Genomic DNA, 24,569 nt, shown 5'->3' with positions numbered 1-24,569 from the left:
GCTACGGCCGCCGAACCGCCGCCGCTGACCGGCCGGGACGCCCGGGAGCCCCGCAGCCGGAGTTGTCGCGCCTCTGGCCTAGACTCGGATGTCCCGGTCAGCAGGTGACCGGGGCCGTCCCGAGGGACGTTCCGCCCACATCGTTTACCGCTCGAGGAGAAGACCTTGAAGAGCACCGTCGAGCAGCTCAGCCCGACGCGAGTCAAGATCAATGTCGAGGTGCCGTTCGACGAGCTCAAGCCGAACTTCGACGCCGCGTACCGGAAGATCGCGCAGCAGGTGCGCGTGCCCGGCTTCCGCCCCGGCAAGGTCCCCGCTCGCGTCCTCGAAAGCCGGATCGGCCGCGCGCCGGTGCTCGACGAGGTCGTCAACGAAGCCATTCCGGCCAAGTACATCGAGGCCGTCCGCGCGGGCGAGGTTCGCACGCTGGGCCAGCCCGAGTTCGAGGTGACCAAGCTCGAGGACCGCGAGGTGCTGGAGTTCACCGCCGAGGTCGACGTGCGCCCGGAGATCGAGCTGCCCGACCTGGCCGGCCTGGAAATCAGCGTCGACGACGTCGAGACCACCGACGAAGAGGTCGCCGAGCAGCTCGACGAGCTGCGCGCCCGCTTCGGCACCCTGGCCGGCGTCGAGCGCCCGGCGCAGACCGGCGACTTCGTGTCGATCGACCTGTCGGCCACCGTCGACGGCAAGGCCGTCGAAGAGGCATCCACCACCGGCCTGTCCTACGAGATCGGCTCCGGCCAGCTCGTGGACGGCATCGACGAGGCGATCGTCGGTGCGAACGCCGGCGAGACCAAGACGTTCACCACCAAGCTGGTCGCGGGCGAGTTCGCCGGCCAGGACGCCGAGGTCACCGTCACCGTCCAGTCGGTCAAGGAGCGCGAGCTGCCCGAGGCCGACGACGAGTTCGCCCAGCTGGCGAGCGAGTTCGACACCATCGACGAGCTGCGCGAGGACCTGCGCAAGCGCCTCGGCCGGGTCAAGATCATGCAGCAGGGCGTCCAGGCCCGCGACAAGGTCCTCGAGATCCTCCTGGAGCGCACCGAGGTGCCGCTGCCGGAGAAGGTCGTCGAGTCCGAGATCGAGAACCGCAAGCACGACGCGGTGCACCCGTTCGACCACGACGAGGCGCAGTTCGCGAAGGCGCTCGAGGCCGAGGGCAAGACGCTCGACGAGTTCAACGCCGAGGTCAAGGAAGAGTCGGAGAAGGCCGTCCGTACGCAGCTGCTGCTGGACACCATCGCCGACAAGGAGAAGACGTCGGTCAACGACGGCGAGCTCACCGAGCGGATCATCTACCAGGCGCAGCGCTTCGGCGTCAGCCCGGACGAGTACGTGCAGCGGGCCCAGCAGTCCGGCCAGCTGACCGCGATCTACGCCGACGTCCGCCGCGGCAAGGCGCTCGCGTCGGTCGTGCGCGGCACGACCGTCAAGGACGCCTCGGGTGCCGAGGTCGACCTCTCCGAGCTGTTCGGCTCGGACGAGGCCGAAGAGACGCAGGTCACCGAAGAAGCGGTGGCGACCCCCGCGGAGTAAAGCTGTGAGCGAACTTGGGCGGTGTCAGGCATTCTGCACCGCCCAAGTTCGTTAGGGTCGGTTGCAAGATCTCAAGCATCTGAACACGACAGCGGCGCAGGCAGCCTTCACCGGCGGCCCGCCGCCGGTGAAAAGGCAGGCAGACGTGAAGCAGCACATGCCCGAGGGGCGGACCGGCACCGCGGGGCTCAACCTCACCGACTCGGTGTTCGAGCGGTTGCTCCAGGAGCGGATCGTCGTTCTCGGCTCCGAGGTCAACGACGAGGTCGCCAACCGGCTCACCGCGCAGCTCCTGCTGCTCGACGCGGACGACGCCGAATCGGATATCCGGTTCTACATCAACTCGCCGGGCGGCTCGGTGACCGCCGGTTTCGCGATCTACGACACCATGCAGCTGATCCGCCCGGACGTGGCGACCTACGCGATGGGCATGGCGGCCTCGATGGGGCAGTTCCTGCTCTCCTCGGGCACCCCCGGCAAGCGCTACGCGCTCCCGCACGCGCGCATCCTGATGCACCAGCCCTCCGCGGGCGTCGGCGGCACCGCCTCCGACATCGCGATCCAGGCGGATCTGTTCAACAAGTGGAAGCAGGAGCTCGCGAAGATCACCGCCGAGCAGACCGGCCAGACCACCGAGCAGATCATCAAGGACGGCGACCGCGACCGCTGGTTCACCGCGCAGGAGGCGAAGGACTACGGCTTCGTCGACCACGTGCTGACCCGCGACAGCGGCCTCACCAACAGCAACTGAGTCCCGAAGCACACAGGAGACCTCTCATGAGCAACTTCCGGCTCCCGGGTGACTTCCGGGCACCGCAGACCCCCCAGTCGCGGTACATCCTGCCGTCCTACGTCGAGCGCACCAGCTACGGCGTGAAGGAGTCCAACCCGTACAACAAGCTGTACGAGGAGCGGACGATCTTCCTCGGCGTGCAGGTGGACGACGCGTCGGCCAACGACGTGATGGCCCAGCTGCTGCACCTCGAGCACGAGGACCCGGACCGCGACATCAGCATCTACATCAACTCCCCTGGCGGGTCGTTCACGTCGCTGATGGCGATCTACGACACCATGCAGTACATCCGCCCGGACATCTCCACCGTGTGCCTCGGCCAGGCTGCCTCGGCCGCCGCGGTGCTGCTGGCGGCGGGCACGCCGGGCAAGCGCATGGCGCTGCCGAACGCGCGCGTGCTGATCCACCAGCCGGCCACCGAGGGCACCTACGGGCAGGTCTCCGACCTGGAAATCCAGGCCAACGAGATCCAGCGCGTGCGCCGCCAGATGGAGATCATCCTCGGCAAGCACACGGGCAAGGAACCGGACGAGATCAAGGCCGACATCGAGCGGGACAAGATCCTCACCGCCGAGGAAGCCAAGGCTTACGGCCTGATCGACGAGGTGCTCCCGTACCGGAAGGCATCGGCGAACTGACCGCGACGGGCCGGTGCGCGGCGAATCACGGCGCGCACCGGCCCGCTGGTCTACTGTCGGTCGTCGACGTGCTCGAAGGGGTCGGGTGTTCCCGCCCACGCCTTCGGGCGGGTACCGTCGATGGCAATGCGTGTCGGACCCCGGGAACGCCCGGCAGACCCGGGGCCGCGAAAGAGTAGTGCAGGTGCGCAGCGCGCACCGGAGGGGACGAGGTCAACGGCCATGGCACGGATCGGTGACGGCGGCGACCTGCTGAAGTGTTCTTTCTGCGGGAAGAGTCAGAAGCAGGTGAAGAAGCTCATTGCCGGGCCAGGGGTGTACATCTGCGACGAGTGCATCGACCTCTGCAACGAGATCATCGAAGAGGAACTGGCCGAGGCCGGTGACGTGAAGCTCGACGAGCTCCCGAAGCCCGCCGACATCCACGAGTTCCTCGAGCAGTACATCATCGGCCAGGACGACGCGAAGAAGACGCTCGCGGTCGCGGTGTACAACCACTACAAGCGGATCCAGGCGGACGACAAGTCCGGCCCGAAGGACTCCAAGGACGAGCCGGTCGAGCTCGCCAAATCGAACATCCTGATGCTCGGCCCGACCGGTTGCGGCAAGACCTACCTCGCGCAGACGCTCGCGAAGCTGCTGAACGTGCCGTTCGCCATCGCCGACGCCACCGCGCTGACCGAGGCCGGCTACGTCGGCGAGGACGTCGAGAACATCCTGCTCAAGCTCATCCAGGCCGCCGACTACGACGTCAAACGCGCCGAGACCGGCATCATCTACATCGACGAGGTCGACAAGATCGCCCGCAAGAGCGAGAACCCGTCGATCACCCGCGACGTGTCCGGCGAGGGCGTGCAGCAGGCGCTGCTGAAGATCCTCGAGGGCACCACCGCGTCGGTGCCTCCGCAGGGCGGGCGCAAGCACCCGCACCAGGAGTTCATCCAGATCGACACCACGAACGTGCTGTTCATCGTGGCGGGCGCGTTCGCCGGGCTGGAAAAGATCATCAACGAGCGGGTCGGCAAGCGCGGCCTCGGCTTCGGCGCGGAGATCCGCACCAAGGCCGAGATCGAGGGCAGCGACGTCTTCTCCGACACGATGCCGGAGGACCTGATCAAGTTCGGGCTGATCCCGGAGTTCATCGGCCGGCTCCCGGTCGTGGCGACGGTGAACCACCTGGACAAGGAATCGCTCGTCTCGATCCTCACCCAGCCGCGCAACGCGCTGGTGAAGCAGTACAAGAAGCTGTTCGAGATGGACAACGTCGAGCTGGAATTCACCAAGACCGCGCTGGAGGCGATCGCGGACCAGGCGGTGCTGCGCGGGACTGGCGCTCGCGGCCTGCGGGCGATCATGGAGGAAGTCCTCCAGCCGGTCATGTACGACATTCCCAGCCGCGAGGACGTGGCCAAGGTCGTCATCACCGAGCAGACGGTGCGGGAGAACGTGAACCCGACGATCGTGGCTCGGCAGCCTACCCGGCGGACGCGCAGCGAGCGTGGCGAGAAGTCTGCCTGAGGGTTGGTTTCACTGCCCCGGTCGCGCCCTCTGGGCGAGGCCGGGGTTTTGTTTTGCGGCTCCCGGCGGCTCCCGGCGGCTCCCGGCAGCTCCCCGCGGCGGCCTGGTCGACGGTCCGTGAAGGGCCCCTTGAGGGACTCAGATTCCCTCAAGGGGCCCTTCACGGACTTGGGGCAGGGGCTGAGCACGTTCCGCGGAGAGAATCCAAGGGCCGCGCGCGCCGGAGCGGGTGAAAGTCGAGGCGGCGGGGAGAGGCTTCTGGCATTCTGGACGCAGGACCGATCGGGTGATGCCGGCGCCGTCGCGGCGGCCGAACCGCAGTACGTCCCGCCGGGCCGGGCCGTGCAGGCCCGGTGCCCGTTCCGGCCGGTTGCCGGGCCTTAGCAGGAGTCGGCTGCGAGCCCGTCCGCGGCAGGCGCGATAATGGACAGGATGACAACAGTGCCGCTGACCGCACCCACCGGGGACGAGACTGCCGACCCCGGCGAGGCGGTGTCCGCTGAGCAGTCGGCGACGCCGGTCGGCATCCTCGAGTTGAGCGAGCGGGTGGCCGCGTCCGTGCTGACGCGCTTCCCGTGGCTGGTTCGCGCGTCGGAGATCATGCTGGCGCTGTTCACGCTCGTCTGCCTGGTCGCGTGCGGCACCCGGCTGTCGGCGCTGCCGCTGCTGCCGATCCCGCTGTTCGTCGTGTCCTGGCTGTTCCTGCGCCAGTTGCGCGACGCCGAGACCAGTGCCCACCGGCTGCGCTGGTCGGTGCTGACCGCCCTCGCCGCGATGGGCGGGTTCTGGGTGATTTCCGTCGTCGCTCGCTGGGTGTCCTGAACCGGGTTTACGCGTTCACCAGGTTTACGCCTTCTTCGGCAAATGCTTCCCAAGAAAACCGACCAGGCTCGGTACCGTGGTCCGGAAAAAGGTATCGCTGTGCTTCCCGTGCGCGGTATACCCGATCGCCGGGTGCGTTTCCGCGATATACCGGCGTACGCCAGTGATGAACGAATCTTCGGTGCCGCAATAGACCGCTGTCGGAATGCCCTGCAGGGCGGTCAGATGGCGCAGCGGGTCCAGTGACGTCCAGTCCGTCATTCCGGTGAAAATGCGGCGTTTCGCCATTTCCTGCCAGGACGTGATCAGAGCCGGCGCGATCGCGGCGATCGCGGCGGGCGGCTGACGGCGCTCGACCCGGCGGCGGCCGTAGAGCAGCGCGCCGAAACCGCCCATGGACACGCCGGAGCAGGCGAACGGCGTGCCGTCCGCGCCGCCGAAACCGCGGGCGCGCAGCCACTGCGGGACTTCCTCCAGCAGCATCGCCATCGGGTCGTCGCCCGGCCGGACCTGGTGCCAGTAGTTGTCGCCGCCGTCCACCGCGACGTAGCCGTACGCGGGCACCGCCTTGCGTGCGACGTCGCTGCCGAGCTGCTTCAGCAGCCCGCTCGGCGCGGCGGTGCGGGCGGAACCGTGCAGGCCGTGCAGCATCAGCGACATCGGCAGGCCGGCCGGGGGCTTTTTGCTCGGCAACAGGAAAACGAGATCGACCTGGCGGCCGCGGGCGTGCGAGTACACCCGTTCCACCCGCATGCTGCCCAGCTGAGTGACCGGAGTGGACGATGCGACGCCCAGCGCGCGCTGCAACGCCTGGTTGAACGGCACGACTCCGGTCGCGGTCCCCGCCGCGAGCCCGGCCACGCCGAGGCCCGAAGCCCCCGCGATCAGCAACGACCGGCGGCTGACCCGCCGCCGGCCCTCGGTTGGCTCGTTCACCCGCACCCCCTCACCCACACAGCCTAAGACGCAGCGAATCGCCGGAAAGTTGCCTTTCCCTGAATTCGCTGTGCAGTTGTGACCGGGCGCACCGATTCGAGGGTGACAGGCAAGCACGGCGCGTTCCAGGGTTCGCCGGCGAAAACGACCGACCGTGTACGGAAGGTTTCAGGCGGTGGCGAGATCAGGTCACGAATAGGCTACGGGAGGCAGGAAAGCGGACTCGGCGGCCAACGTGCGGCTATTCGGCCGGTGCCGTCCGGGCGAAGGTGGCCGCTGAAGCGCGAGCCATGTCCGGTTTATCGCCGAGGCCGATCATCAAGGTCACGCCCAGCGGGCCCATGACCTCCGTCACTCCCCGGTCCTCCGTCCCGAAGTGGCCGAGGAGTTCGAGTGTCACGTAGCCGTGCAGGGCGCTCCAGATCTGCGACGCGACCGAGATCGGCTCGCCGTACAGCCGCTGGGCGGCGATCGCGCGTTCGGTGGCGGCGACCAGGCTGCGGAACGAGTCGGCGGCTTCGACCTCCGCGTTCGCCCGGACGAGGTCGCTCACTGCCTGCCCCCGAGCGCCGGCCTCGCGGAACATCAGCGTGAACAGTTCCGGGTGGTCCACCGCGGTCCGGCGATAGGCGAGCGCCAGCCCGTACAGGTCGGCTACTGGATCGCCGGTCCGCTCGACCTCCGTCAGGTTCGCGGTCAGTCGTCTGAACCCTTCGCGGGCAACGGCCTCGGTGAGTCCGGACATGCCGCCGAAGTAGGTGTAGACGGCCATCGTGGACGCGCCGATCTCCGCGGCCAGTTTGCGCGCTTGCAGGGCCTCAGTCCCGCCCTGGCCGAGCAGCCGGATCGCCGCCGTCACCAGGTTCGCCCGCGTCTGTTCGCTCCGGGTCCGCTCGCTCATGGTTGCCAGTATCCCTATAACTCTGTTATACCGGGTCCATAACCACGTTATGAAACTGGGAGCGGGACATGGGCAATCACTTCCTGGAAGGGAACTTCGCGCCGATCGAGCGCGAGTACACGAGCACGCGGCTGGTCGTCACCGGGCAGCTGCCCGAGTACCTGGACGGCCGGTACCTGCGCAACGGGCCGAACGCGGAGCATCCGGACCCGGAAACGCACCACTGGTTCCTCGGCCGCGGCATGGTGCACGGCGTGCGGCTGCGCGGCGGGCGGGCCGAGTGGTACCGCAGCCGTCGGGTCGGCACTGCCGAAGGCGGCGCGAACACCAACGTGATCGGGCACGCCGGGCGAACGATCGCGCTGGTCGAAGGCGGCCTGCCGCAGTGGGAGCTCAGCGAGGAACTGGACACCCTCGGCGTCTGCGACTTCGGCGGCACGCTGCCTGGCGGCGGCTACACCGCGCATCCCAAGCGCGACCCGCGGACCGGCGAGCTGCACGCCGTCTCCTACCAGTTCGGGGTGGGCAACCGCGTGCAGTACTCGGTCGTCGGGGCGGACGGCCGGGTACGGCGCACCGTCGACGTCGAGGTGACCGGCGCGCCGATGATGCACGACTTCTCGCTCACCGAACGGCACGTCGTGTTCTACGACCTGCCGGTGACCTTGGACCTGGACCAGGCCCCGGTGCCGGTCGACGTGCCGGACCCGCTGACCGCGCGCACCGGCCGCGGAGTGAGCGCCTTGCCCTACCGGTGGAATCCGGACTATCCGGCGCGCGTCGGCGTGATGCCGCGCGAGGGGGACAACGGCGATGTCCGCTGGTTCGACATCGGGCAGTGCTATGTCTTCCACCCGCTCAACGCCTACGACGACGGCGACCGGATCGTGCTCGACGTCGTGCGCCACCCGAAGATGTTCGACCGCGCGCTGCACGGTCCGGCCGAGGGCGAACCGACGCTGGACCGGTGGACGGTCGACCTCGCGGCCGGAAAAGTGGCCGAGGAGCGCATCGACGACCGCGGCCAGGAATTCCCGCGCGTCGACGAGCGACTGGTCGGCCTCCCGCACCGCTACGGCTACTCCACGGCGGTGGACGACCGGGCCGGAAGCGTCGGTGCGGTGTACAAGCACGACCTGCACAAGGGCAGCACCGAAGCGCGCCGCTTCGGCGCCGGGCGCGAGCCGGGCGAGTTCGTGTTCGTCCCGTCCCGGCCGGACGCGGGCGAGGACGAGGGCGTGCTGATGGGCTATGTCTACGACGCGGCCGAGGCGCGCAGCGATCTTGTCGTGCTCGATGCGGGCACTCTGGAAACCGTCGCCGCGGTACACCTGCCGGACCGGGTCCCGCACGGCTTCCACGGGAACTGGGTGCCCGCCGGAGCGTGACCGGCGGCCCGGCCGGCGCCCCGTCGGCCGGGCCGATCAGGTCAGCAGCCGCTGGTCTCCGGTGTAGAGGTTCATGCTGTCGCCGCGCAGGAAGCCGATGAGCGTCATGCCGTTCTCCTCGGCTAGCTCGACCGCCAGCGACGAGGGCGCGGACACCGCGGCGAGCAGGCCGATGCCGGCCATCGCGGCCTTCTGCACCAGCTCGAACGAGGCGCGGCCGGAGACCAGCAGTCCCAGGTCCGGGGCGGGGATCCGGCCCGCCTGCAGCGCCCAGCCGAGCACCTTGTCCACCGCGTTGTGCCGTCCGACGTCTTCGCGCACGACCGCCAGCTGGCCGTCCGCAGTGAACAGTCCGGCGGCGTGCAGCCCGCCGGTGGAGGAGAACACCTTCTGCTGTTCTCTCAGCCGGTCCGGCATCTGGGTGAGGACGTCGGTCTTCACCGTGAACTCCGACGAGGCGGGGGAGAACCGGCTGCGCAGCTTCACCGCGTCGAGCGCGGCCTTGCCGCAGACGCCGCACGAGGACGTGGTGTAGAAGTTTCGCTCGACGCCGGTGTCCGGCGGGGCGACTCCCTCGGCGAGCGCGATGTCGAGCACGTTGTAGGTGTTGCGGCCCTGGTCGTCGACGCCGTCGCAGTAGCGCGCCACCGCGACGTCCTCCCGCGACCCCAGCACGCCCTCGGAAAGCAGGAAGCCGTGCGCCAGTTCGACGTCGTGGCCGGGGGTGCGCATGGTCACCGCGAGCGCCTTGCCGCCGACCCGCAGCTCCAGCGGCTCCTCCGCGGCCAGCGAGTCCGGCCGGCGCCGTTCCCCGGCCGCGGAAATCCGCCGCACCGGCCGCCGCACCGTCACTCTGCCCATCGCCCGCTCCGCTCTTCGGTGTCCGCACGGACAAACCTTCGACAATCATGCTGTGCAACGTCGAGGATTTGGTAATACATTCCCAGCACCTCGTCACTGTTGGGAGGAGACTGCCGATGGCTGTCCCCGGCTTCCTTGCCCGTGCCCGCATCGTCGCACCGCCCGGATGGACCCGCTGGCTGGTGCCGCCCGCAGCGTTGTCGATCCACCTTTCGATCGGCCAAGCCTACGCGTGGAGCGTTTTCAAGACTCCGCTGGAGAAGACTCTCGGCCTGTCCGGCACCCAGTCCGGGCTGCCGTTCCAGCTCGGCATCGTGATGCTGGGCCTGTCCGCCGCGTTCGGCGGCACCCTGGTCGAGCGCAACGGCCCGCGCTGGGCGATGACCGTCGCCACGGTCTGCTTCTCGACCGGTTTCCTGCTGGCCGCGCTCGGCGTCGCCACCGGGCAGTTCTGGCTCGTCGTGCTCGGCTACGGCGGAGTCGGCGGCGTCGGGCTCGGCATCGGCTACATCTCGCCGGTGTCCACGCTGATCAAGTGGTTTCCGGACCGGCCGGGCATGGCCACCGGGATCGCCATCATGGGCTTCGGCGGCGGCGCGCTGATCGCCTCGCCGTGGTCGTCGGCGATGCTCGGCACCGCGCCCACTTCGAACGACATCGCGATGGCCTTCCTCGTCCACGGTCTCGTGTATGCGGTGTTCATGACCATGGGCGTGCTGCTCGTCCGCGTCCCGGCCGACGACTGGCGCCCGGCGCGCGAGGCGGCGCAGGCGGCACCCAGGCCGCTGGTGTCGACGGCGAACGTGTCGGCCGCGAACGCGTTGAAGACGCCGCAGTTCTGGTGCCTCTGGATCGTGCTGTGCCTCAACGTGACCGCCGGCATCGGCATCCTGGAGAAGGCCGCGCCGATGATCACCGACTTCTTCAAGGGCACCTCGGCACCGGTGGGCACGGCATCCGCCGCCGGGTTCGTCGCGCTGCTTTCGCTGACCAACATGCTGGGCCGGTTCGTCTGGTCGTCCGCCTCGGATCTGGTCGGGCGCAAGAACATCTACCGGTTCTATCTCGGCGTCGGGGCGCTGTTGTACCTGGTGATCGCGCTGACCACGAACGCGTCGAAGCTGGTGTTCGTGTTGTGCGCGATGCTCATCCTTTCCTTCTACGGCGGCGGCTTCTCCACGCTTCCGGCGTATCTCAAGGACTTGTTCGGCACTTATCAGGTCGGCGCGATCCACGGCAGGCTGCTCACCGCGTGGTCCGCGGCGGGCGTGCTCGGGCCGCTGATCGTGGACGGCATCGCGGACAGCCAGAAGGCCGCCGGGAAGACCGGGCCGGACCTGTACGCGCTGTCGTTCTGGATCATGATCGGCCTGCTGGTGGTCGGGTTCGTCGCGAACGAATGCGTGCGCCCGGTCAGCGCGAAGTACCACGAACCCGTCGGCGAGAAAGCGAGGAGCGCGGCATGAGCGCAAGTCAGGGCCGGTCTGGCGGCCGCACGTTCCTGCTGGTGATCGCCTGGCTGTGGGTGCTCGCCCCGTTCGGCTACGGCGTGGTCGAGCTGGTCCGGAAGGTGGTCGTGCTGTTCGGCGGATGAGGCCCGCCGAAAGAGAGCTGGACAAATGGTCAAGAGTCGTTGACCATTGTCCGCATGACTGGGGAGAGACCAGCGGGCGACGACCCGCGAGAAGACGCTGTCCGGGTGGAGACCGCCGAACAGCTGCGTGCGGTGAGCAACCTCGTGCGGCACCGGGTGCTCGCCGTGCTGCGCGACGAGCCGGCGACGATCACGCAGGTCGCCGAGCGGCTCGGCATCGCGAAGGGCAGTTCCAGCTACCACATGCGGGTGCTGGAGCGAGCTGGGATCGTGCACGTGGTGCGCACCCGCAAGGTGCGCGGCGTGCTCGAGCGCTACTACGCGATCGCCGGGCGGGGCATTCAGTTGCCCGAACCGGTGGCCGGCCAGCGGGACGTGCTGATGCAGCACGCGCTAGACGACCTGGCGACCGCCGAGCAGGGCTCCGAGCGGTACGTCCGGCTCGGGCACTCCCGGCTGAGCGAGGACCAGTTCGCGGAGTTCGAGCGGCGGCTGGAAGCGCTGCTGGACGAGATGATCGAGGCGCGCGATCCGGCCGCCCCGGCGGCCACCGTCGCGGTCGCGTTCTTCCGGCCGGGTCCCGGAGCGGCCCGATGACCAAGCCGATCATGCCCCGGTCGTTCGGTCGCTTGTGGACCGCGGCGACGATCAGTTCCGTCGGCGACGGCGCGACCGCGGCCGCGCTGCCGCTCATGGCCGTGGTGCTGGACAGCGATCCGCTGGTGGTCAGTCTGGTCACGGTGGCGGTGTTCGCGCCGTACCCGCTGGCCGGGCTGTTCGCCGGCGCGCTGGTCGACCGCTGGGACCGGCGGCGCACGATGTGGGTCGCCGATGCAGGCCGGGCGGCGCTGCTGGCGCTGACCGTCGTGGCCGGGATGCTGGGCTGGCTCAGCATCCCGGTGCTGCTCGCGGTCGCGTTCCTGCTGGGCTCCGCCGGGCTGTTCTTCGATGTCGCCGCACAGGCGTACTTGCCGGATCTGCTGGACCGCGACCAGACCTTGCTCCGCCGGGCCAACGGCTACCTGCGCGGCGGGTCCAGCGCGGGCGGACAGTTCGCCGGGCCGCCGGCCGGCAGTTTCCTGTTCGCGGCAGGCCGGATGCTGCCTTTCGCGGCCGATGCACTGTCGTTTGTGGCTAGTGCGGTGCTGATCCGGACGCTGCCGCGGACCCCGGTGCCGGAGCGGGATCCGGGACGTTCGGTGTGGGCGGACGCGAAGGAAGGGTTCGGGTACGTGCTCAAGGACAAGCTGCTGCTGGGGCTTTCCTTGCGTCCAGCAGTGGGAAACCTGGCGTTCGGCGCGTTCGGCGCGGTGCTGGTCCTGTTCGCGCAGGGCGAGCTGAAACTGCACTCGGCGGGCTTCGGCCTGCTGCTGTCCGCGGAGGCGGCCGGCGGGTTGCTGGGCGCGATGGTGCTGGCCGGGCCAGTGGAGAAGCTGCTGGGCACGGGTACCGCGCTCACCGTCACGGCGCTCGTGGAAGGCGGTGCGACGCTGGCGTTCGGGCTGGCGCGCGACCCGTGGTTCGCCGGCGCGATGTTCGCGGTGCTCGGCTGCGCGATGGGGACGACGATGGTGCTCGGTGCGTCGCTGCGGCAGGTCATCGTGCCGGCTCGGCTGATGGGCCGGGTGGCGGCGGCGACACGGCTGGTCGGCGCCTCTGCGGCTCCGCTGGGCGCGGTGCTCGGCGGCTGGCTCGCGGCTCAGGCCGGGTTGCGCGTCCCGTATCTGGCGGCCTCCGGAGTGCTGGTCTCGATGACGCTGGTGACGATCACGATGACGAGCAACAAGCGGGTAGAAGCCGCGTTGGCGCGGGCGAAGGCCTCTCCAGCGATGGCCGCCGCGTGAGCAAGGTGCTCACGCGGCGGCGACCGCCAGGCGCGCGCCGGGAACCGCTTTCCTGGTCTGGGTAGGGCGAGCGGCGACCTCCGCTGGCCCGGACTGTCCGGAAGTTGCGGATGCCCTGGGGAGAAACCGGCTATCGCGCCTGAACGGTCGCGAAGGAGAACGCGAAGATCGGGAAGACGAGGGTGAGCGGCGCGACGGTGCACCACACCCGTCGCGCCGCCCGCCCCGGCCGCCCGGCTCCGGCTGCCAATGCGCTGATCCCGGCGGCGGCAACCAGCAGGACGTACCAGAAGTGGAGGAAGCTGGTGAGCAGGATGATGGCGAACAGCACCGGCAGCGACAGTTCGTGCGCGCCGTTGCACACCGCTAGCGCGATCCCGGCCAGTACGAGGGCGCAGGCGAGCGACGCGACGATGCCGTGCAGTGCGCCGGTTACCGCGACGCGCGCCCGGCTCGGTTCGGTGTTCACCCCGCTGATGCTGCCGGTCCGGGCGGCGCGGGCGAATCCGTGAAACTACCCGGATCAGCGGCGGTAGACGAGCGCGAACAGCGCGCCGGACGCTGCTCCGCCCGCGAAGTATCCCGACCCGAAGCTCACCAGCGTCCCGGCCGCCAGAGCCGCGCCGAGTCCGCGCGTCGCGCCGAACCAGAGCCGGTCGGAGATGCTGGACGGATGGCCTTTTCGGGCGACGCGTCCTGGACCCGCACCCGGAAATTCTCTCCGCCCGGACAAATCTGCTGGGGCGGATCCGGGTCACAATCCAGAAAGCAGGCTCTCCCGTGCCGAATGGACGTGCGCTTCCGCCACCCGGGAAAGCCGGTCCCGGTCTCCCGCCCGGATCAGTTCCGCCAATTCCCGGTGCTCGGCCACCACTCGGGCGCGGTAATGCTCGTGTCCGAGCGAAACCCGGCGCAGCTGGAACAGGAACACCTGCGACCGCACGGCTTCCCAGGCTTCGGTGAGCCGGCCGTTGCCCGCTGCCGCGTAAACGCGGTCGTGGAATGCGATGTCCAGTGCCAGCAGTCGCGGTCCCTCCGCATCCGTGCGCACGGCCGTGGCCAATTCTTCGACTAACTCATCCAGTGCGTCGAGATCCTCGGCGGATGCGGCGGCCTGCGCGGTCACCGCGGCAAGCCGGTCGAGTGCGGCGCGGACCGAGTAGACCTCTTCGACGTCTTCGGCGGTCACGTCCACCACCGTGGTCGGCCGGTGCCAGTCGCAGCGGACCAGGCCTTCCCTGGCGAGCTGGGCGATGCCCTCGCGCACCGAACCGCGGCTGACCTCCAGCGACGCGGCCAACTCGACCTCGCGCAGCGGCGCGCCGGGCGGGAAATGGCCGGCGAAGATCGCTTCGCGCACCCGGTCGGCGGCCTCCTCGGCGAGCCCGCGGCGCGCCGCCTTCCTCAGCGGGGTGACTTCCACGGGTTAATGTTGACATTCGGACATCAGCCCGTCAACGTGAAAGTGCCGAGCCCCGGACCCGAGGAGTGCCCATGGCCGTCCGTCCCGCGTTCCACCTGGCCATCCCGGTCGACGACCTGCCGAAAGCGCGTGCCTTCTACGGCGGCGTGCTCGGCTTGGCGGAGGGACGCTCGGCGGACTCGTGGGTCGACTGGGACTTCCACGGCCACCAGGTCGTCACGCACGTGGTGCCCGGCGCCCGTGTCGAGGCCGGCCGCAATCCAGTCGACGGGCACGACGTGCCGGTTCCGCATTTCGGGCTGGTGTTAGACGTCGACGGGTTCCACGAGCTGGCCGGACGGCTGCGTGCGGCGGGTGCCGAGTTCGTGATCGAGCCGTATCAGCGCTTCGCCGGCGAACCGGGAGAGCAGTGGACGATGTTCCTGCACGACCCGGCGGGAAACGCGCTGGAATTCAAGGCTTTCCGTGACGAAGGGCAGCTGTTCGCGAAATGAACGTCCTCGTCACGGGTGCATCGCGCGGCATCGGCCGCGCCATCGCCGTCGCCTTCGCCACCCGGGGCGACCGGATCGCCGTCCACTGCGGTTCCGACCGCGAGGCCGCGCGGGAGACGCTCGAAGCGCTGCCCGGGGCCGGGCACGTGCTGGTGTCCGGCGACCTCGGCAATCCGGAAGCCGCGCAATGGATCGCCGACGTGGCCGAAGAAAAGCTCGGCGGCGTCGACGTACTGGTCAACAACGCCGCGGTCGGCACCACGCCGGAAACCCGCACGCCGATCGCCGAAGTGTCCTACGAGCAGTGGCTGGCCGCCTGGCGCCACACACTGGACGTCAACCTGCTCGGCGCGGCCAACGTTTCCTTCCACGTCGCGCGCCACCTCATCGCGCGCGGTGCACCGGGCCGGATCGTGAACATCGGCTCGCGCGGCGCGTTCCGCGGCGAGCCCGAGTACCCGGCGTACGGCGCGAGCAAGGCCGCCCTGCACGCGCTCGGCCAGTCACTGGCGGTCGAACTGGCTCCGCACGGCATTTCGGTGACGTCGGTGGCGCCCGGGTTCACCGCGACCGAGCGGGTGGCCGGCCGGGTCACCGACGAGGTCCGGCGGCAGAGCCCGTTCGGCCGGGTCGCCGAGCCGGAGGAGATCGCCGAAGCGGTGGTGTTCCTGGCCTCGTCGGAAACGCCCTGGGCGTCCGGCTCGATCCTCGACCTGAACGGCGCCTCCTACTTGCGCTGAGGCTGTGAACTGGGTCACTCATGCAGCAGAACGAGGCCCGGCGGCGTCCAGAGAGGCGTGCGGATCGCAGGAAAAGTCATCGCCGGAACACTGTCGCTGGTGGTGTTCGCCGGAACGGCCTACGGATACTCGACGCTGCAGGCGCTGGACGACATCACGCGCAGCGACGTGATCGGCAGCGGCGGCGCCGTGAACGAGGGCGGCGAACAGCCCGCCGACGGGGCGACGGACATCCTGTTGGTCGGCCGGGACGCGCGCAAGGACCCGCAGGGAAACCCGCTGCCGGAAAGCGTGCTGCAGGAACTGCGCGCCGGACCGAACGGCGACGACCTCACCGACACGCTGATCGTGCTGCGGATCCCGAACGGGCAGCAGGAGGTCAAGGCGTTCTCGATCCCGCGCGATTCATACGTCTCGATGCCCGGCGGGAAAGGCAAGATCAACGCCGCGTTCGGCCGCGGCAAGGCGGCCGAGGCGGCGCGGCTGCGCGCGGCGGGGGAGACCGACAAGGACAAGATCGAACAGGAGTCGATGACCGCGGCGCGCAAAGCGACCCGGCAGGCGGTCGAAGACCTCACCGGCATCACCATCGACCATTACGCCGAGGTCAACCTGCTGAGCTTCTCCGAAATCAGCAAGGCGGTCGGCGGAGTCGAGGTGTGCTTGAAGAAGGCCACCAAGGACGAGAACTCGGGTGCGGACTTCCCGGCGGGCAAGCAACGGCTCTCCGGCGGGGCCGCGCTCGCTTTCGTGCGCCAGCGCGACAACCTGCCCGGCACCGACTTCGGCCGGATGCGCCGGCAGCAGGTGTTCCTCGCCTCGATGGCGCACGAGGTGCTGTCCGCCGGCACGCTCGCCGACCCGGGGAAGCTGAGCGATCTCATCGACGCGGTCAAGCGGTCGGTGGTGCTGGACCAGTCGTGGAACATCCTCGACTTCGTCACCAAGATGCGCGGGGTGTCCGGCGGCGGTATCCAGTTCACGACGATCCCGGTGGTGAACCCGGACTACCGGTACGACCCTTCGAACCACAAGGCGACCGCCGTGCAGGTCGATCCGGTGCAGGTGAAAGCGTTTGCCGCCGGGTTGATCGGCGCGGCCGCGCCGCCTTCCGCCCCGGCCGCGCCGAAGGCGACGGTGGACGTCTCCAACGCCGGGGATGCCTCCGGTCTCGCGGCGCGGGTCGCGGACGCGCTGAAGAGCAAGGGATTCGCCGCGAACGCGGCGGGCAACGCGCCCGCGCAGCGGACTTCGGTCGTGCGTTACCCGGCCGGACTCGCCGACGAGGGCGCGCAGGTGGCCAAGGAACTGGGCGGACTGTCCACCAAGGAATCGGCGGACGTTCCGGCCGGGCACGTCCAGGTCGTGCTCGGCAAGGTCTACTCCGGTCCGGGGGTGTCCGACGGCGGGTCCACGGCTGGCCGCCCGGCGCAAGCCGACGAGCCGCAGCCCGTGACGTCGGACGGCGACAACTGCGTGGACTGACGACTTGAGCGGCGGTGCCGGGTTCGACCGGCACCGCCGCTCAAGAGGCCTCAGACGTGGTGGTGCGGCTCCAGCCGGATCACCACGGCCTTCGACACCGGCGTGTTCGACTTCTCCGCGACGGAATCCAGCGGCACCAGCGCGTTGGCCTCCGGGAAGTAAGCCGCCGCGCAGCCCCGCGCCGTCGGGTAGGCCACCGCCCGGAAGCTCGGCGCCCGGCGGTCCCCGTCACGCCATTCCGAGACCAGGTCGACGATTTCGCCGTCTGCGACGCCCAGCCCGGCCAGGTCGTCGGGGTGCACGAACACCACGCGGCGGCCGTCCTCGATGCCGCGGTAGCGGTCGGACAGCCCGTAGATCGTGGTGTTGTACTGGTCGTGGCTGCGCAGCGTCTGCAGCAGCAGCCGGCCTTCCGGCACCTGCGGGTACTCCAGTTCGGACACCGTGAAGGTGCCCTTGCCGGTTGCCGTCCCGGTGAACTCCCGCGAATCGCGCGGCGGGTGCGGCAGCACGAACCCGTCCGGCTCGCGGACCCGCCGGTTGTAGTCGTGGCAGCCCGGCACCACGGCGGCGATCCGGTCGCGGATCAGGTCGTAGTCCTTCTCGAAGGACAGCCACGGCACCGCGTGCCCGTCGCCGAGCAGGCGCGCGGCGAGCCGGCAGACGATCGCGACCTCGGACAGCAGCTCCGGGCTCGCCGGGGCCAGCCGCCCGCGGGAGGCGTGCACCTGCGACATCGAATCCTCGACCGTGACGAACTGGGCGCCCGAAGCCTGCTCGTCGCGTTCGGTGCGGCCGAGCGTCGGCAGGATCAGCGCGGTGCGGCCGGGGACGACGTGCGACCGGTTGAGCTTGGTCGACACGTGCACGGTCAGCGAGCAGGACTTCAGCGCGTCCGCGGTCCGTTCCGAATCCGGGGTGGCGGAGGCGAAGTTGCCGCCCATCGCGAAGAACACCTTGCCGCGCCCGTCCAGCATCGCGCGGATCGAGTCGACGGTGTCCCAGCCGTGCTCGCGCGGAACGGTGATGCCGAACTCGCGGTCCAGCGCGTCCATGAACTGCTCGGGCATCTTCTCCCAGACACCCATCGTCCGGTCGCCCTGGACGTTCGAGTGCCCGCGCACCGGGCACAGACCGGCGCCCGGCTTGCCGATCATCCCGCGCGCCAGCGCCAGGTTGACGATCTCGGCGATCGTCGGCACCGCGTGTTTGTGCTGGGTCAATCCCATCGCCCAGCAGTAGATGGTGCGCTCCGAGGTCGCGATCATCCGGGCGATGTGCTCGATCTGCTCGCGCGGCAGCCCGGTCGCCTTCTCCGTTTCCGGCCAGTCGATCTCGCGCAGCTGCTTGGCCCAGTCCTCGAAGCCGTGCGTGGACTGCTCGACGAACGCACGGTCCACAATGGACCCCGGCGCGGCGTCCTCCCACTCCAGCAGCAGGTGCCCGACCGCCTGGAACAGCGCCAGGTCGCCGCCGAGCCGGATCTGGGCGAACTCGTCGGCCAGCGGCGTGCCCTTGCCGATCACCCCGCGCACGTTCTGCGGGTTCTTGAACCGCATCAGCCCGGCCTCGGGCAGCGGGTTGACGGCGACGACCTTCGCGCCGTTGCCCTTCGCCTGCTCCAGCGCGGACAGCATCCGCGGGTGGTTGGTGCCCGGGTTCTGGCCCACCACCACGATCAGGTCGGCGTGGTGGAGGTCGGCCAGCGACACCGAGCCCTTGCCGATGCCGGTGGTCGCCGACAGCGCCGCGCCGGACGACTCGTGACACATGTTCGAGCAGTCCGGCAGGTTGTTCGTGCCGTACGCGCGGACCAGCAGCTGGTACACGAACGCGGCCTCGTTGCTGGTCCGGCCGGAGGTGTAGAAGATCGCCTCGTCCGGGCTCGCGAGCGCCTTCAGCTCATCGGCGATCAGGCCGAACGCGTCGTCCCAGGAGATCGGCTCGTAGTGCGTGGCGCCCTCGCGCAGCACCATCGGCTCGGTGAGCCGGCCCTGCTGGCCCAGCCAGTAGTCGGTGCGCTCGTTCAGTTCGGACACCGGGTGGGCGGCGAAGAACTCACGGCCGACCCGGCGCTTCGTGGCCTCCTCGGCGACCGCCTTCGCGCCGTTTTCGCAGAACTCGGCGAGCTTGCGCTTCTCTCCGTCGGCCTGCCGCGGCTCCGGCCAGGCGCAGCCCGGGCAGTCGAACCCGGAGCGCTGGTTCAGCAGCCGCAGCGTCTTCGCGGTGCGGACTGGGCCCATTTGCTCCACTCCGCGCGCGAGCGACACCGCGACGCCCGGGATCCCGGCCGCCCAGGCCTTCGGCTTGCCCACTTCCAAGCGGGCCTCGTCCACATCACCAGTAGGAGCTTCGCGTGTCATGGCTTCATCGTCCGCCTTGGCGGCCCATAACCCAAGCAGGGGGTCGTCATTGCGCGTCGTTGTGGGCCCGTTCCCGCCGTTCCGCGTGCAGCAGCGCCCGGTCCGCCGCCGTCACGACGAGCAGCAATGCGCTGGTCACGATGAGCACGACGGCCAGCCGGTGCAGTCCGCCGGAGTCGGCGTTGCCGCCATAGCACTGCGCGATAACCGTGGCCGCGACTATCGCGCCGAGGTATTGCGCGGTGCGGAAGAGCCCGCTCGCGGTGCCCATCGTCTCGGCCGGTGTCTCGCGGTAGAGAGTGGTCTGGTTGGCGACGCTGGTCAGCCCCTGCGCCAGCCCGAACAACGCGGCGAGCACGAGCAGCCAGATCAACGCGGTCCGATTGCCCACGAACAGCAACGCGACCGAACCGGCGAGCAGCGCCCCGGAGACCAGCAGCAACCGCAGCCGCACGCCGGTCGGGCGGCCGGAGAGGGCGGCAGCGGCCACCGCGGTGCCGGACATCGGCAGGAGCAGCAGCCCGGCGACGGACTCGGCGAACCCGCGTGCCTCTTCCAGCCACTGCACGTAGCCGAACATGATCGTGTAGATCGCCAGGAAGCTCAGCGCCTGCCGTACATAGGTGCGGAGGATGGCCCCGTTCGCGCCGAGCATCCGCAGGTCGATGAACGGCCGCCGGGCACGCAGTTCGACGCGGGCGAACAGGGCGGCGAGCCCGATCGCGACGGCCAGCAGCCACAGGTCCCCGATGCCAGGCGCCATCAGGTAGCAGAGCAATGCCAGCAGGGAAGCGGAAAACAGCACGATCCCAGCGACGTCGATCGGGTCGGCCGGCTTGACCGCCGGTGCGTCCTTCGGGACCCAGACAAGAGTCAGCGCCAGCGAAATGCCGGCGAGCGGCAGGTTCACCGCGAAGATCGCGGGCCAGCCGAAGAGCGCGATCAGCACGCCGCCGAGCGTCGGGCCGATCACCATCACGGTCTGCGCGGACATCGCCATCACCGACAGCACCCGCGCGGGCACGCCCACGCCGAGTTCGTCGGCGCGGCGGCGCAGCACGGCCATCGCGGCCGGGAATCCGGCGCAGGTGCCGATGCCCAGCACCGCGCGGACTCCGGTGAGCCATTCGACCGAGATCGGGATCATCCCGGCGACCCCGGCGACCAGCACCACGGACGCGCCGCCGAGCAGCACGCGGCGGGCGCCGTAGCGGTCCACGAGCAGTCCGACGACCGGCTGGCCGACCGCGGTGGCCAGGTACAACGAAGAGATCAGCCAGGCCGTCCGGCCGGGCCCGGCGCCGAACGCCTGCCCGATCGGGACGAGCGCGACGGCGATGAGAGTCGAGTTGATCGGGTTGAGGACGGCGCTCGCGACCAGCGGGGTCACCAGGCGGGCGCCGAAACGGGACGGGGCTTTCGCGGGGGCGGTCGCGGTGTTCGTCAGAACTCCTCGGGTCGTTAGCGCTGGGCGATGCGTTGCAACAGGGGGAGGGCGCGCCGGACGGTCTCGAGTTCGTCGTCGGAGAGCTCGGCGGCGAGCGCGCGGGCCAGCCATTCGTCGCGATGCTGCTTGATCCCGACGACCGTCTTCGTGCCGAGGTCGGACAGGGAGATCACGGTGCGGCGGCCGTCGGCCGGGTCGCGGGTGCGGCTGAGGTAGCCGAGGGAATCGAGGACGCCGAGCGTGGCGGCCATCGACTGCTGGCGGACGTGCTCCGCGGCGGCCAGCTCCGCCTGGGTCGCAGGACCTTCGCGGTGCAGCCGGTGCAGGACCGCGGTCTGCGTCGGCGTGAGGATCTCGGCGTTGTCGACCTGCCGCAGCCTGCGGTGCAGCTGGCCGACCACGCCGCGGATCCAGCCGGCGGACTCGGCGACAGGAGGCGGCAGATCGGTCATAAGCACAGTCTAGCCTGTTGAGTTCAGCCTGTGCATCCTGCTGCCGTGTGATCTCCGTGAAGCGACCCCTTGGGCGGCTCGGAGTCCGTGAAGGGAACTTTGAGGGAATCTGATTCCCTCAAAGTTCCCTTCACGGACCGCAGGCGCGACGAAGGCCCCCTCCCGGCAGGGGAGAGGGCCTTCGGGGGCGGATCAGGCGGGCGAGCGGTCCGTCTGGTGCGGGGCGGCGCTCATGCCGTAGGTGTACCCGAGCCGGTCCTGATTCACGCCGACCGGCATCACCTGGTGCACTACGATCGCGGCGGCGAGCAGCACGACCAGCCCGACGATCGCCACGATGCCCGGCCAGCGGCTCGGCGCGGCCGAACGGCCGTAGCCGACCGGGCCGCCTGTGCGGCGCTCGCGCTTGCGCTTCTTCTTCAGGTCCTTCTTCGCGCCGAGCCACGCGTCCAGCTCGGCGTGCTTGCGCCACTCCGGGTCGACGAGGTCCGGATGGGTTTCCATCCGGTCGTCCGGCTCGTCCGGCCGACTCATCCGCGCACCGCCTTTCCCCCTGCGTAACCCCGCCGCGGCGGGTTCGTAGACTTGTCCATTGTGACCGAGAACGCTCCGCAGCAGAAAACCGACCTTCCGGGTGCCTGGGACCCGGCCGCCGAAGAAGCCCCGATGTACGACCGCTGGGTAGCGGCCGGGTACTTCACGGCTGACGCTTCGTCGGACAAGCCGCCGTTCTCGATCGTACTGCCGCCGCCGAACGTCACCGGCAGCCTGCACATGGGCCACGCGCTCAACCACACCCTGATGGACGCGATGAGCAGGCGCCGCCGGATGCAGGGCTACGAGGTGCTGTGGCTGCCCGGCATGGACCACGCGGGCATCGCGACGCAGAACGTCGTCGAGCGCCAGCTGGCCGGCGAAGGGCTGTCCCGGCACGACCTGGGCCGCGAGAAGTTCGTCGAGCGGGTCTGGGAGTGGAAGGCCGAGTACGGCGGCAAGATCCTCGGCCAGATGAAGCGGCTCGGCGACGGCGTCGACTGGTCGCGCGAGCGCTTCACGATGGACGAGAACCTGTCCAAGGCCGTCCAGACAGTGTTCAAGAACTTCTACGACGCGGGCCTGATCTACCGTGCCGAGCGCATCATCAACTGGTGCCCGCGCTGCCACACGGCGCTTTCGGACATCGAGGTCGACCACCACGACGACGACGGCGAACTCGTCTCGATCCGCTACGGCGACGGCGACAACGCGATCGTCGTGGCGACCACGCGCGCCGAAACGATGCTGGGCGACACCGCGGTGGCGGTGCACCCGGACGACGAGCGCTACGCGCATCTCGTCGGCACCGAGGTGGAGCTGCCGCTGACCGGCCGCAAGATCCCGGTGGTCGCGGACAAGCACGTCGACCCGGAGTTCGGCACCGGCGCGGTCAAGGTGACGCCGGCGCACGATCCGAACGACTTCGAGATCGGCCGCCGCCACGACCTGCCGATGCTGACGATCATGAACGAGCGTGCCGAAATCACCGTGTCCGGCCCGTTCGAGGGCCTGGACCGGTTCGAGGCGCGCCCCGCGGTGGTCGCCGCGCTGCGCGAGCAGGGCCGGATCGTCGCCGAGAAGCGGCCGTACGTGCACGCGGTCGGGCACTGCTCCCGCTGCGACACCGTGGTCGAGCCGCGCCTTTCGCTGCAGTGGTGGGTCAAGGTCGCCGAGCTGGCCAAGGCCGCGGGCGACGCGGTCCGCGACGGGCGCACCAAGATCCACCCGGCCGAGCTGGAGAAGCGCTACTTCGACTGGGTCGACAACATGCACGACTGGACGATTTCGCGCCAGCTGTGGTGGGGCCACCGGATCCCGGTCTGGTACGGCCCGGACGACCAGGTCGTCTGCGTGGGCCCGGACGAGCAGCCGCCCGCCGGCGAGGGCTGGACGCAGGACCCGGACGTGCTGGACACCTGGTTCTCCTCGGGCCTGTGGCCGATGTCGACGCTGGGCTGGCCGGGCAAAACGGACGACCTGGCGAAGTTCTATCCGACCAGCGTGCTGTCCACCGGCTACGACATCCTGTTCTTCTGGGTCGTCCGGATGATGATGTTCGGCGTGCAGCAGATGGACGGCCGCCAGCCGTTCGACCACGTGTACCTGCACGGCCTGATCCGTGACGCCAACGGCAAGAAGATGTCGAAGTCGCGCGGCAACGTGATCGACCCGCTGGAGTGGATGGACGCCTACGGCGCGGACGCCACCCGGTTCACCCTGGCCCGCGGCGCGAACCCGGGCGCGGACATGGCGCTCGCCGACGAGTGGGCGGCCGGCTCCCGCAACTTCTGCACGAAGCTGTGGAACGCCAGCAAGTTCGCGATGATGAACGGCGCGACCGCGGCCGGCTCGCTGCCGGCGGCGGACGAGCTGACCGAGTCCGACCGCTGGATCCTGGGCCGGCTCGCCGCGCTGGTGTCCGAAGTGGACGGGCTGTTCGAGGACTTCCAGTTCGCCAAGGTGGCCGGCGCGCTCTACCAGTTCACCTGGAACGAGCTGTGCGACTGGTACCTGGAACTGGCGAAGGTTCAGCTGTACCAAGGGGATTCCGCACGCGTCGAGGCCACCCAGAAGGTGCTCGGCCAGGTGCTCGACACGGTGCTGCGGCTGCTGCACCCGTTCCTCCCGTTCGTCACCGAGAAGCTGTGGATCGCGCTGACCGGCGGCGAATCGCTGGTGATCGCCGAGTGGCCGAAGCCGGTCGAGGGCTATGCGGACCCGGTCGCCGACGCCCGGGTGGCCGATGTGCAGAAGCTGGTCACCGAGATCCGCCGGTTCCGCGCCGACCAGGGCCTGAAGCCGGGGCAGAAGGTCGCCGCGCGGCTGACCGGCGAGGCGTACCCGGAAGGGCACTCGAACGCGATTCGCTCGCTGGTCCGGCTGACCGAGCCGGAGGACGGGTTCTCGGCGAGCGCTTCGCTGGAAGTCGCGCTGGCCGGCGGCGTGGTGACGGTGGAGCTGGACACGTCCGGCACCATCGACGTCGCGGCCGAGCGCAAGCGCTTGCAGAAGGATCTCGGCGCGGCGCAGAAGGAACTGGCGCAGACCGAGGGCAAACTCGGGAACGAGTCGTTCATCGCCAAGGCGCCCGCGCAGGTGATCGAGAAGATCAAGGTGCGTCGCGAGACCGCGGTGGCCGACATCAGCCGGATCGAGGCCCGGCTGGCGGCGCTGCCCGCGTCCTGAGCACCCCAATGCCACATTGGGTGCATGTGACGCACCCAATGTGGCACTGGTTGCGTGTGACGCACCCAATGTGGCATTGGTTGCGTGTGACGCACCCAATGCCACATTG

Annotated in this window: 23 protein-coding genes; 14 read left to right on the top strand and 9 right to left on the bottom strand. The window is 69.6% G+C overall.

What is annotated here, in order from left to right:
- Positions 1–165 precede the first annotated feature (165 nt).
- The 5 genes from tig (at position 166) to AMYBE_RS0119210 (ending at position 5,310) form a co-directional block, all read left to right on the top strand.
- A complete protein-coding gene (tig, locus tag AMYBE_RS0119230; protein ID WP_020661027.1) occupies positions 166–1,539 on the top strand; it encodes a trigger factor in 1,374 nt (457 codons plus the stop codon).
- 145 nt (positions 1,540–1,684) lie between these two features.
- Positions 1,685–2,290, top strand: a complete 606-nt coding sequence (locus AMYBE_RS0119225) for a ClpP family protease (RefSeq protein WP_027927799.1) — start codon at positions 1,685–1,687, stop codon at positions 2,288–2,290.
- A 26-nt stretch (positions 2,291–2,316) separates the two neighbouring features.
- Positions 2,317–2,970, top strand: a complete 654-nt coding sequence (locus AMYBE_RS0119220; protein WP_020661025.1) for an ATP-dependent Clp protease proteolytic subunit — start codon at positions 2,317–2,319, stop codon at positions 2,968–2,970.
- 222 nt (positions 2,971–3,192) lie between these two features.
- Positions 3,193–4,488 (top strand): ATP-dependent Clp protease ATP-binding subunit ClpX, encoded by a 1,296-nt coding sequence (gene clpX, locus AMYBE_RS0119215; protein WP_020661024.1) that lies wholly within the window; start codon positions 3,193–3,195, stop codon positions 4,486–4,488.
- A 432-nt stretch (positions 4,489–4,920) separates the two neighbouring features.
- Positions 4,921–5,310 carry a hypothetical protein gene (locus AMYBE_RS0119210; protein ID WP_084470416.1) on the top strand — a complete coding sequence of 130 codons (390 nt, stop codon included), beginning with the start codon at positions 4,921–4,923 and terminating at the stop codon, positions 5,308–5,310.
- 24 nt (positions 5,311–5,334) lie between these two features.
- Here the strand turns inward: AMYBE_RS0119210 and AMYBE_RS0119205 are convergent, their stop codons facing one another.
- Together AMYBE_RS0119205 and AMYBE_RS0119200 are read right to left on the bottom strand one after the other, a co-directional pair.
- Positions 5,335–6,252: an alpha/beta hydrolase gene (locus AMYBE_RS0119205; RefSeq protein ID WP_020661022.1), complete on the bottom strand. Its 918-nt coding sequence runs from the start codon at positions 6,250–6,252 to the stop codon at positions 5,335–5,337.
- Positions 6,253–6,487: 235 nt separating this feature from the next.
- Positions 6,488–7,147 carry a TetR/AcrR family transcriptional regulator gene (locus AMYBE_RS0119200; protein ID WP_020661021.1) on the bottom strand — a complete coding sequence of 220 codons (660 nt, stop codon included), beginning with the start codon at positions 7,145–7,147 and terminating at the stop codon, positions 6,488–6,490.
- A gap of 68 nt (positions 7,148–7,215) precedes the next feature.
- On the opposite strand from AMYBE_RS0119200, the gene AMYBE_RS0119195 reads away from it, so the two are divergent.
- Positions 7,216–8,535, top strand: coding sequence for a carotenoid oxygenase family protein (locus AMYBE_RS0119195; protein WP_020661020.1), 1,320 nt, complete (start codon positions 7,216–7,218; stop codon positions 8,533–8,535).
- A gap of 36 nt (positions 8,536–8,571) precedes the next feature.
- Here AMYBE_RS0119195 and fdhD read toward each other — a convergent pair whose 3' ends face one another.
- Positions 8,572–9,396, bottom strand: a complete 825-nt coding sequence (gene fdhD / locus AMYBE_RS0119190; RefSeq protein WP_020661019.1) for a formate dehydrogenase accessory sulfurtransferase FdhD — start codon at positions 9,394–9,396, stop codon at positions 8,572–8,574.
- A gap of 116 nt (positions 9,397–9,512) precedes the next feature.
- On the opposite strand from fdhD, the gene AMYBE_RS0119185 reads away from it, so the two are divergent.
- From AMYBE_RS0119185 to AMYBE_RS0119170, 4 genes are read left to right on the top strand one after another with little or no spacing between them, the layout of a single operon-like run.
- Positions 9,513–10,862, top strand: a complete 1,350-nt coding sequence (locus tag AMYBE_RS0119185; protein ID WP_020661018.1) for an OFA family MFS transporter — start codon at positions 9,513–9,515, stop codon at positions 10,860–10,862.
- Positions 10,859–10,990 carry an MFS transporter small subunit gene (locus AMYBE_RS46660; protein WP_020661017.1) on the top strand — a complete coding sequence of 44 codons (132 nt, stop codon included), beginning with the start codon at positions 10,859–10,861 and terminating at the stop codon, positions 10,988–10,990. Before AMYBE_RS0119185 ends, AMYBE_RS46660 begins: the two co-directional genes overlap by 4 nt.
- Positions 10,991–11,044: 54 nt before the next feature.
- The gene (locus AMYBE_RS0119175; protein WP_034287116.1) at positions 11,045–11,587 is read left to right on the top strand and encodes an ArsR/SmtB family transcription factor; all 543 of its coding nucleotides are present in this window, start codon (positions 11,045–11,047) and stop codon (positions 11,585–11,587) included.
- A complete protein-coding gene (locus AMYBE_RS0119170; RefSeq protein ID WP_020661015.1) occupies positions 11,584–12,834 on the top strand; it encodes an MFS transporter in 1,251 nt (416 codons plus the stop codon). Before AMYBE_RS0119175 ends, AMYBE_RS0119170 begins: the two co-directional genes overlap by 4 nt.
- A gap of 130 nt (positions 12,835–12,964) precedes the next feature.
- On the opposite strand, the gene AMYBE_RS0119165 is transcribed toward AMYBE_RS0119170, so the two are convergent.
- Positions 12,965–13,303 (bottom strand): hypothetical protein, encoded by a 339-nt coding sequence (locus AMYBE_RS0119165; RefSeq protein WP_020661014.1) that lies wholly within the window; start codon positions 13,301–13,303, stop codon positions 12,965–12,967.
- Positions 13,304–13,588: 285 nt separating this feature from the next.
- Positions 13,589–14,257 carry a GntR family transcriptional regulator gene (locus AMYBE_RS0119155; protein ID WP_020661012.1) on the bottom strand — a complete coding sequence of 223 codons (669 nt, stop codon included), beginning with the start codon at positions 14,255–14,257 and terminating at the stop codon, positions 13,589–13,591.
- A gap of 71 nt (positions 14,258–14,328) precedes the next feature.
- Here AMYBE_RS0119155 and AMYBE_RS0119150 point away from each other — a divergent pair, with 71 nt between their 5' ends.
- The 3 genes from AMYBE_RS0119150 to AMYBE_RS0119140 are packed head-to-tail and all read left to right on the top strand — an operon-like array spanning position 14,329 to position 16,976.
- The gene (locus AMYBE_RS0119150; RefSeq protein WP_020661011.1) at positions 14,329–14,751 is read left to right on the top strand and encodes a VOC family protein; all 423 of its coding nucleotides are present in this window, start codon (positions 14,329–14,331) and stop codon (positions 14,749–14,751) included.
- On the top strand, positions 14,748–15,491 hold the full coding sequence (locus tag AMYBE_RS0119145) for an SDR family NAD(P)-dependent oxidoreductase (protein WP_020661010.1): 744 nt from the start codon (positions 14,748–14,750) through the stop codon (positions 15,489–15,491). Before AMYBE_RS0119150 ends, AMYBE_RS0119145 begins: the two co-directional genes overlap by 4 nt.
- Positions 15,492–15,548: 57 nt before the next feature.
- Positions 15,549–16,976 carry an LCP family protein gene (locus tag AMYBE_RS0119140; protein WP_020661009.1) on the top strand — a complete coding sequence of 476 codons (1,428 nt, stop codon included), beginning with the start codon at positions 15,549–15,551 and terminating at the stop codon, positions 16,974–16,976.
- 50 nt (positions 16,977–17,026) lie between these two features.
- Here the strand turns inward: AMYBE_RS0119140 and AMYBE_RS0119135 are convergent, their stop codons facing one another.
- The 4 genes from AMYBE_RS0119135 to AMYBE_RS41955 form a co-directional block, all read right to left on the bottom strand.
- Positions 17,027–19,339: an FdhF/YdeP family oxidoreductase gene (locus AMYBE_RS0119135; protein WP_027927796.1), complete on the bottom strand. Its 2,313-nt coding sequence runs from the start codon at positions 19,337–19,339 to the stop codon at positions 17,027–17,029.
- 46 nt (positions 19,340–19,385) lie between these two features.
- The gene (locus AMYBE_RS0119130) at positions 19,386–20,729 is read right to left on the bottom strand and encodes an MFS transporter (RefSeq protein WP_020661007.1); all 1,344 of its coding nucleotides are present in this window, start codon (positions 20,727–20,729) and stop codon (positions 19,386–19,388) included.
- Between the two features lie 71 nt (positions 20,730–20,800).
- Entirely contained in the window at positions 20,801–21,238 is a 438-nt protein-coding gene (locus tag AMYBE_RS0119125) for a MarR family winged helix-turn-helix transcriptional regulator (RefSeq protein ID WP_020661006.1), read from the bottom strand.
- A 192-nt stretch (positions 21,239–21,430) separates the two neighbouring features.
- Entirely contained in the window at positions 21,431–21,772 is a 342-nt protein-coding gene (locus AMYBE_RS41955; protein WP_020661005.1) for a hypothetical protein, read from the bottom strand.
- Between the two features lie 60 nt (positions 21,773–21,832).
- Here AMYBE_RS41955 and AMYBE_RS0119115 point away from each other — a divergent pair, with 60 nt between their 5' ends.
- On the top strand, positions 21,833–24,460 hold the full coding sequence (locus tag AMYBE_RS0119115; protein ID WP_020661004.1) for a valine--tRNA ligase: 2,628 nt from the start codon (positions 21,833–21,835) through the stop codon (positions 24,458–24,460).
- Positions 24,461–24,569: the final 109 nt, after the last annotated feature.

Source organism: Amycolatopsis benzoatilytica AK 16/65, assembly GCF_000383915.1.
GTDB classification, from domain to species: Bacteria; Actinomycetota; Actinomycetes; order Mycobacteriales; family Pseudonocardiaceae; genus Amycolatopsis; species Amycolatopsis benzoatilytica.
Note: the sequence above shows the minus strand (reverse complement) of the source record. Positions and strands in the feature narration are given on the sequence as shown.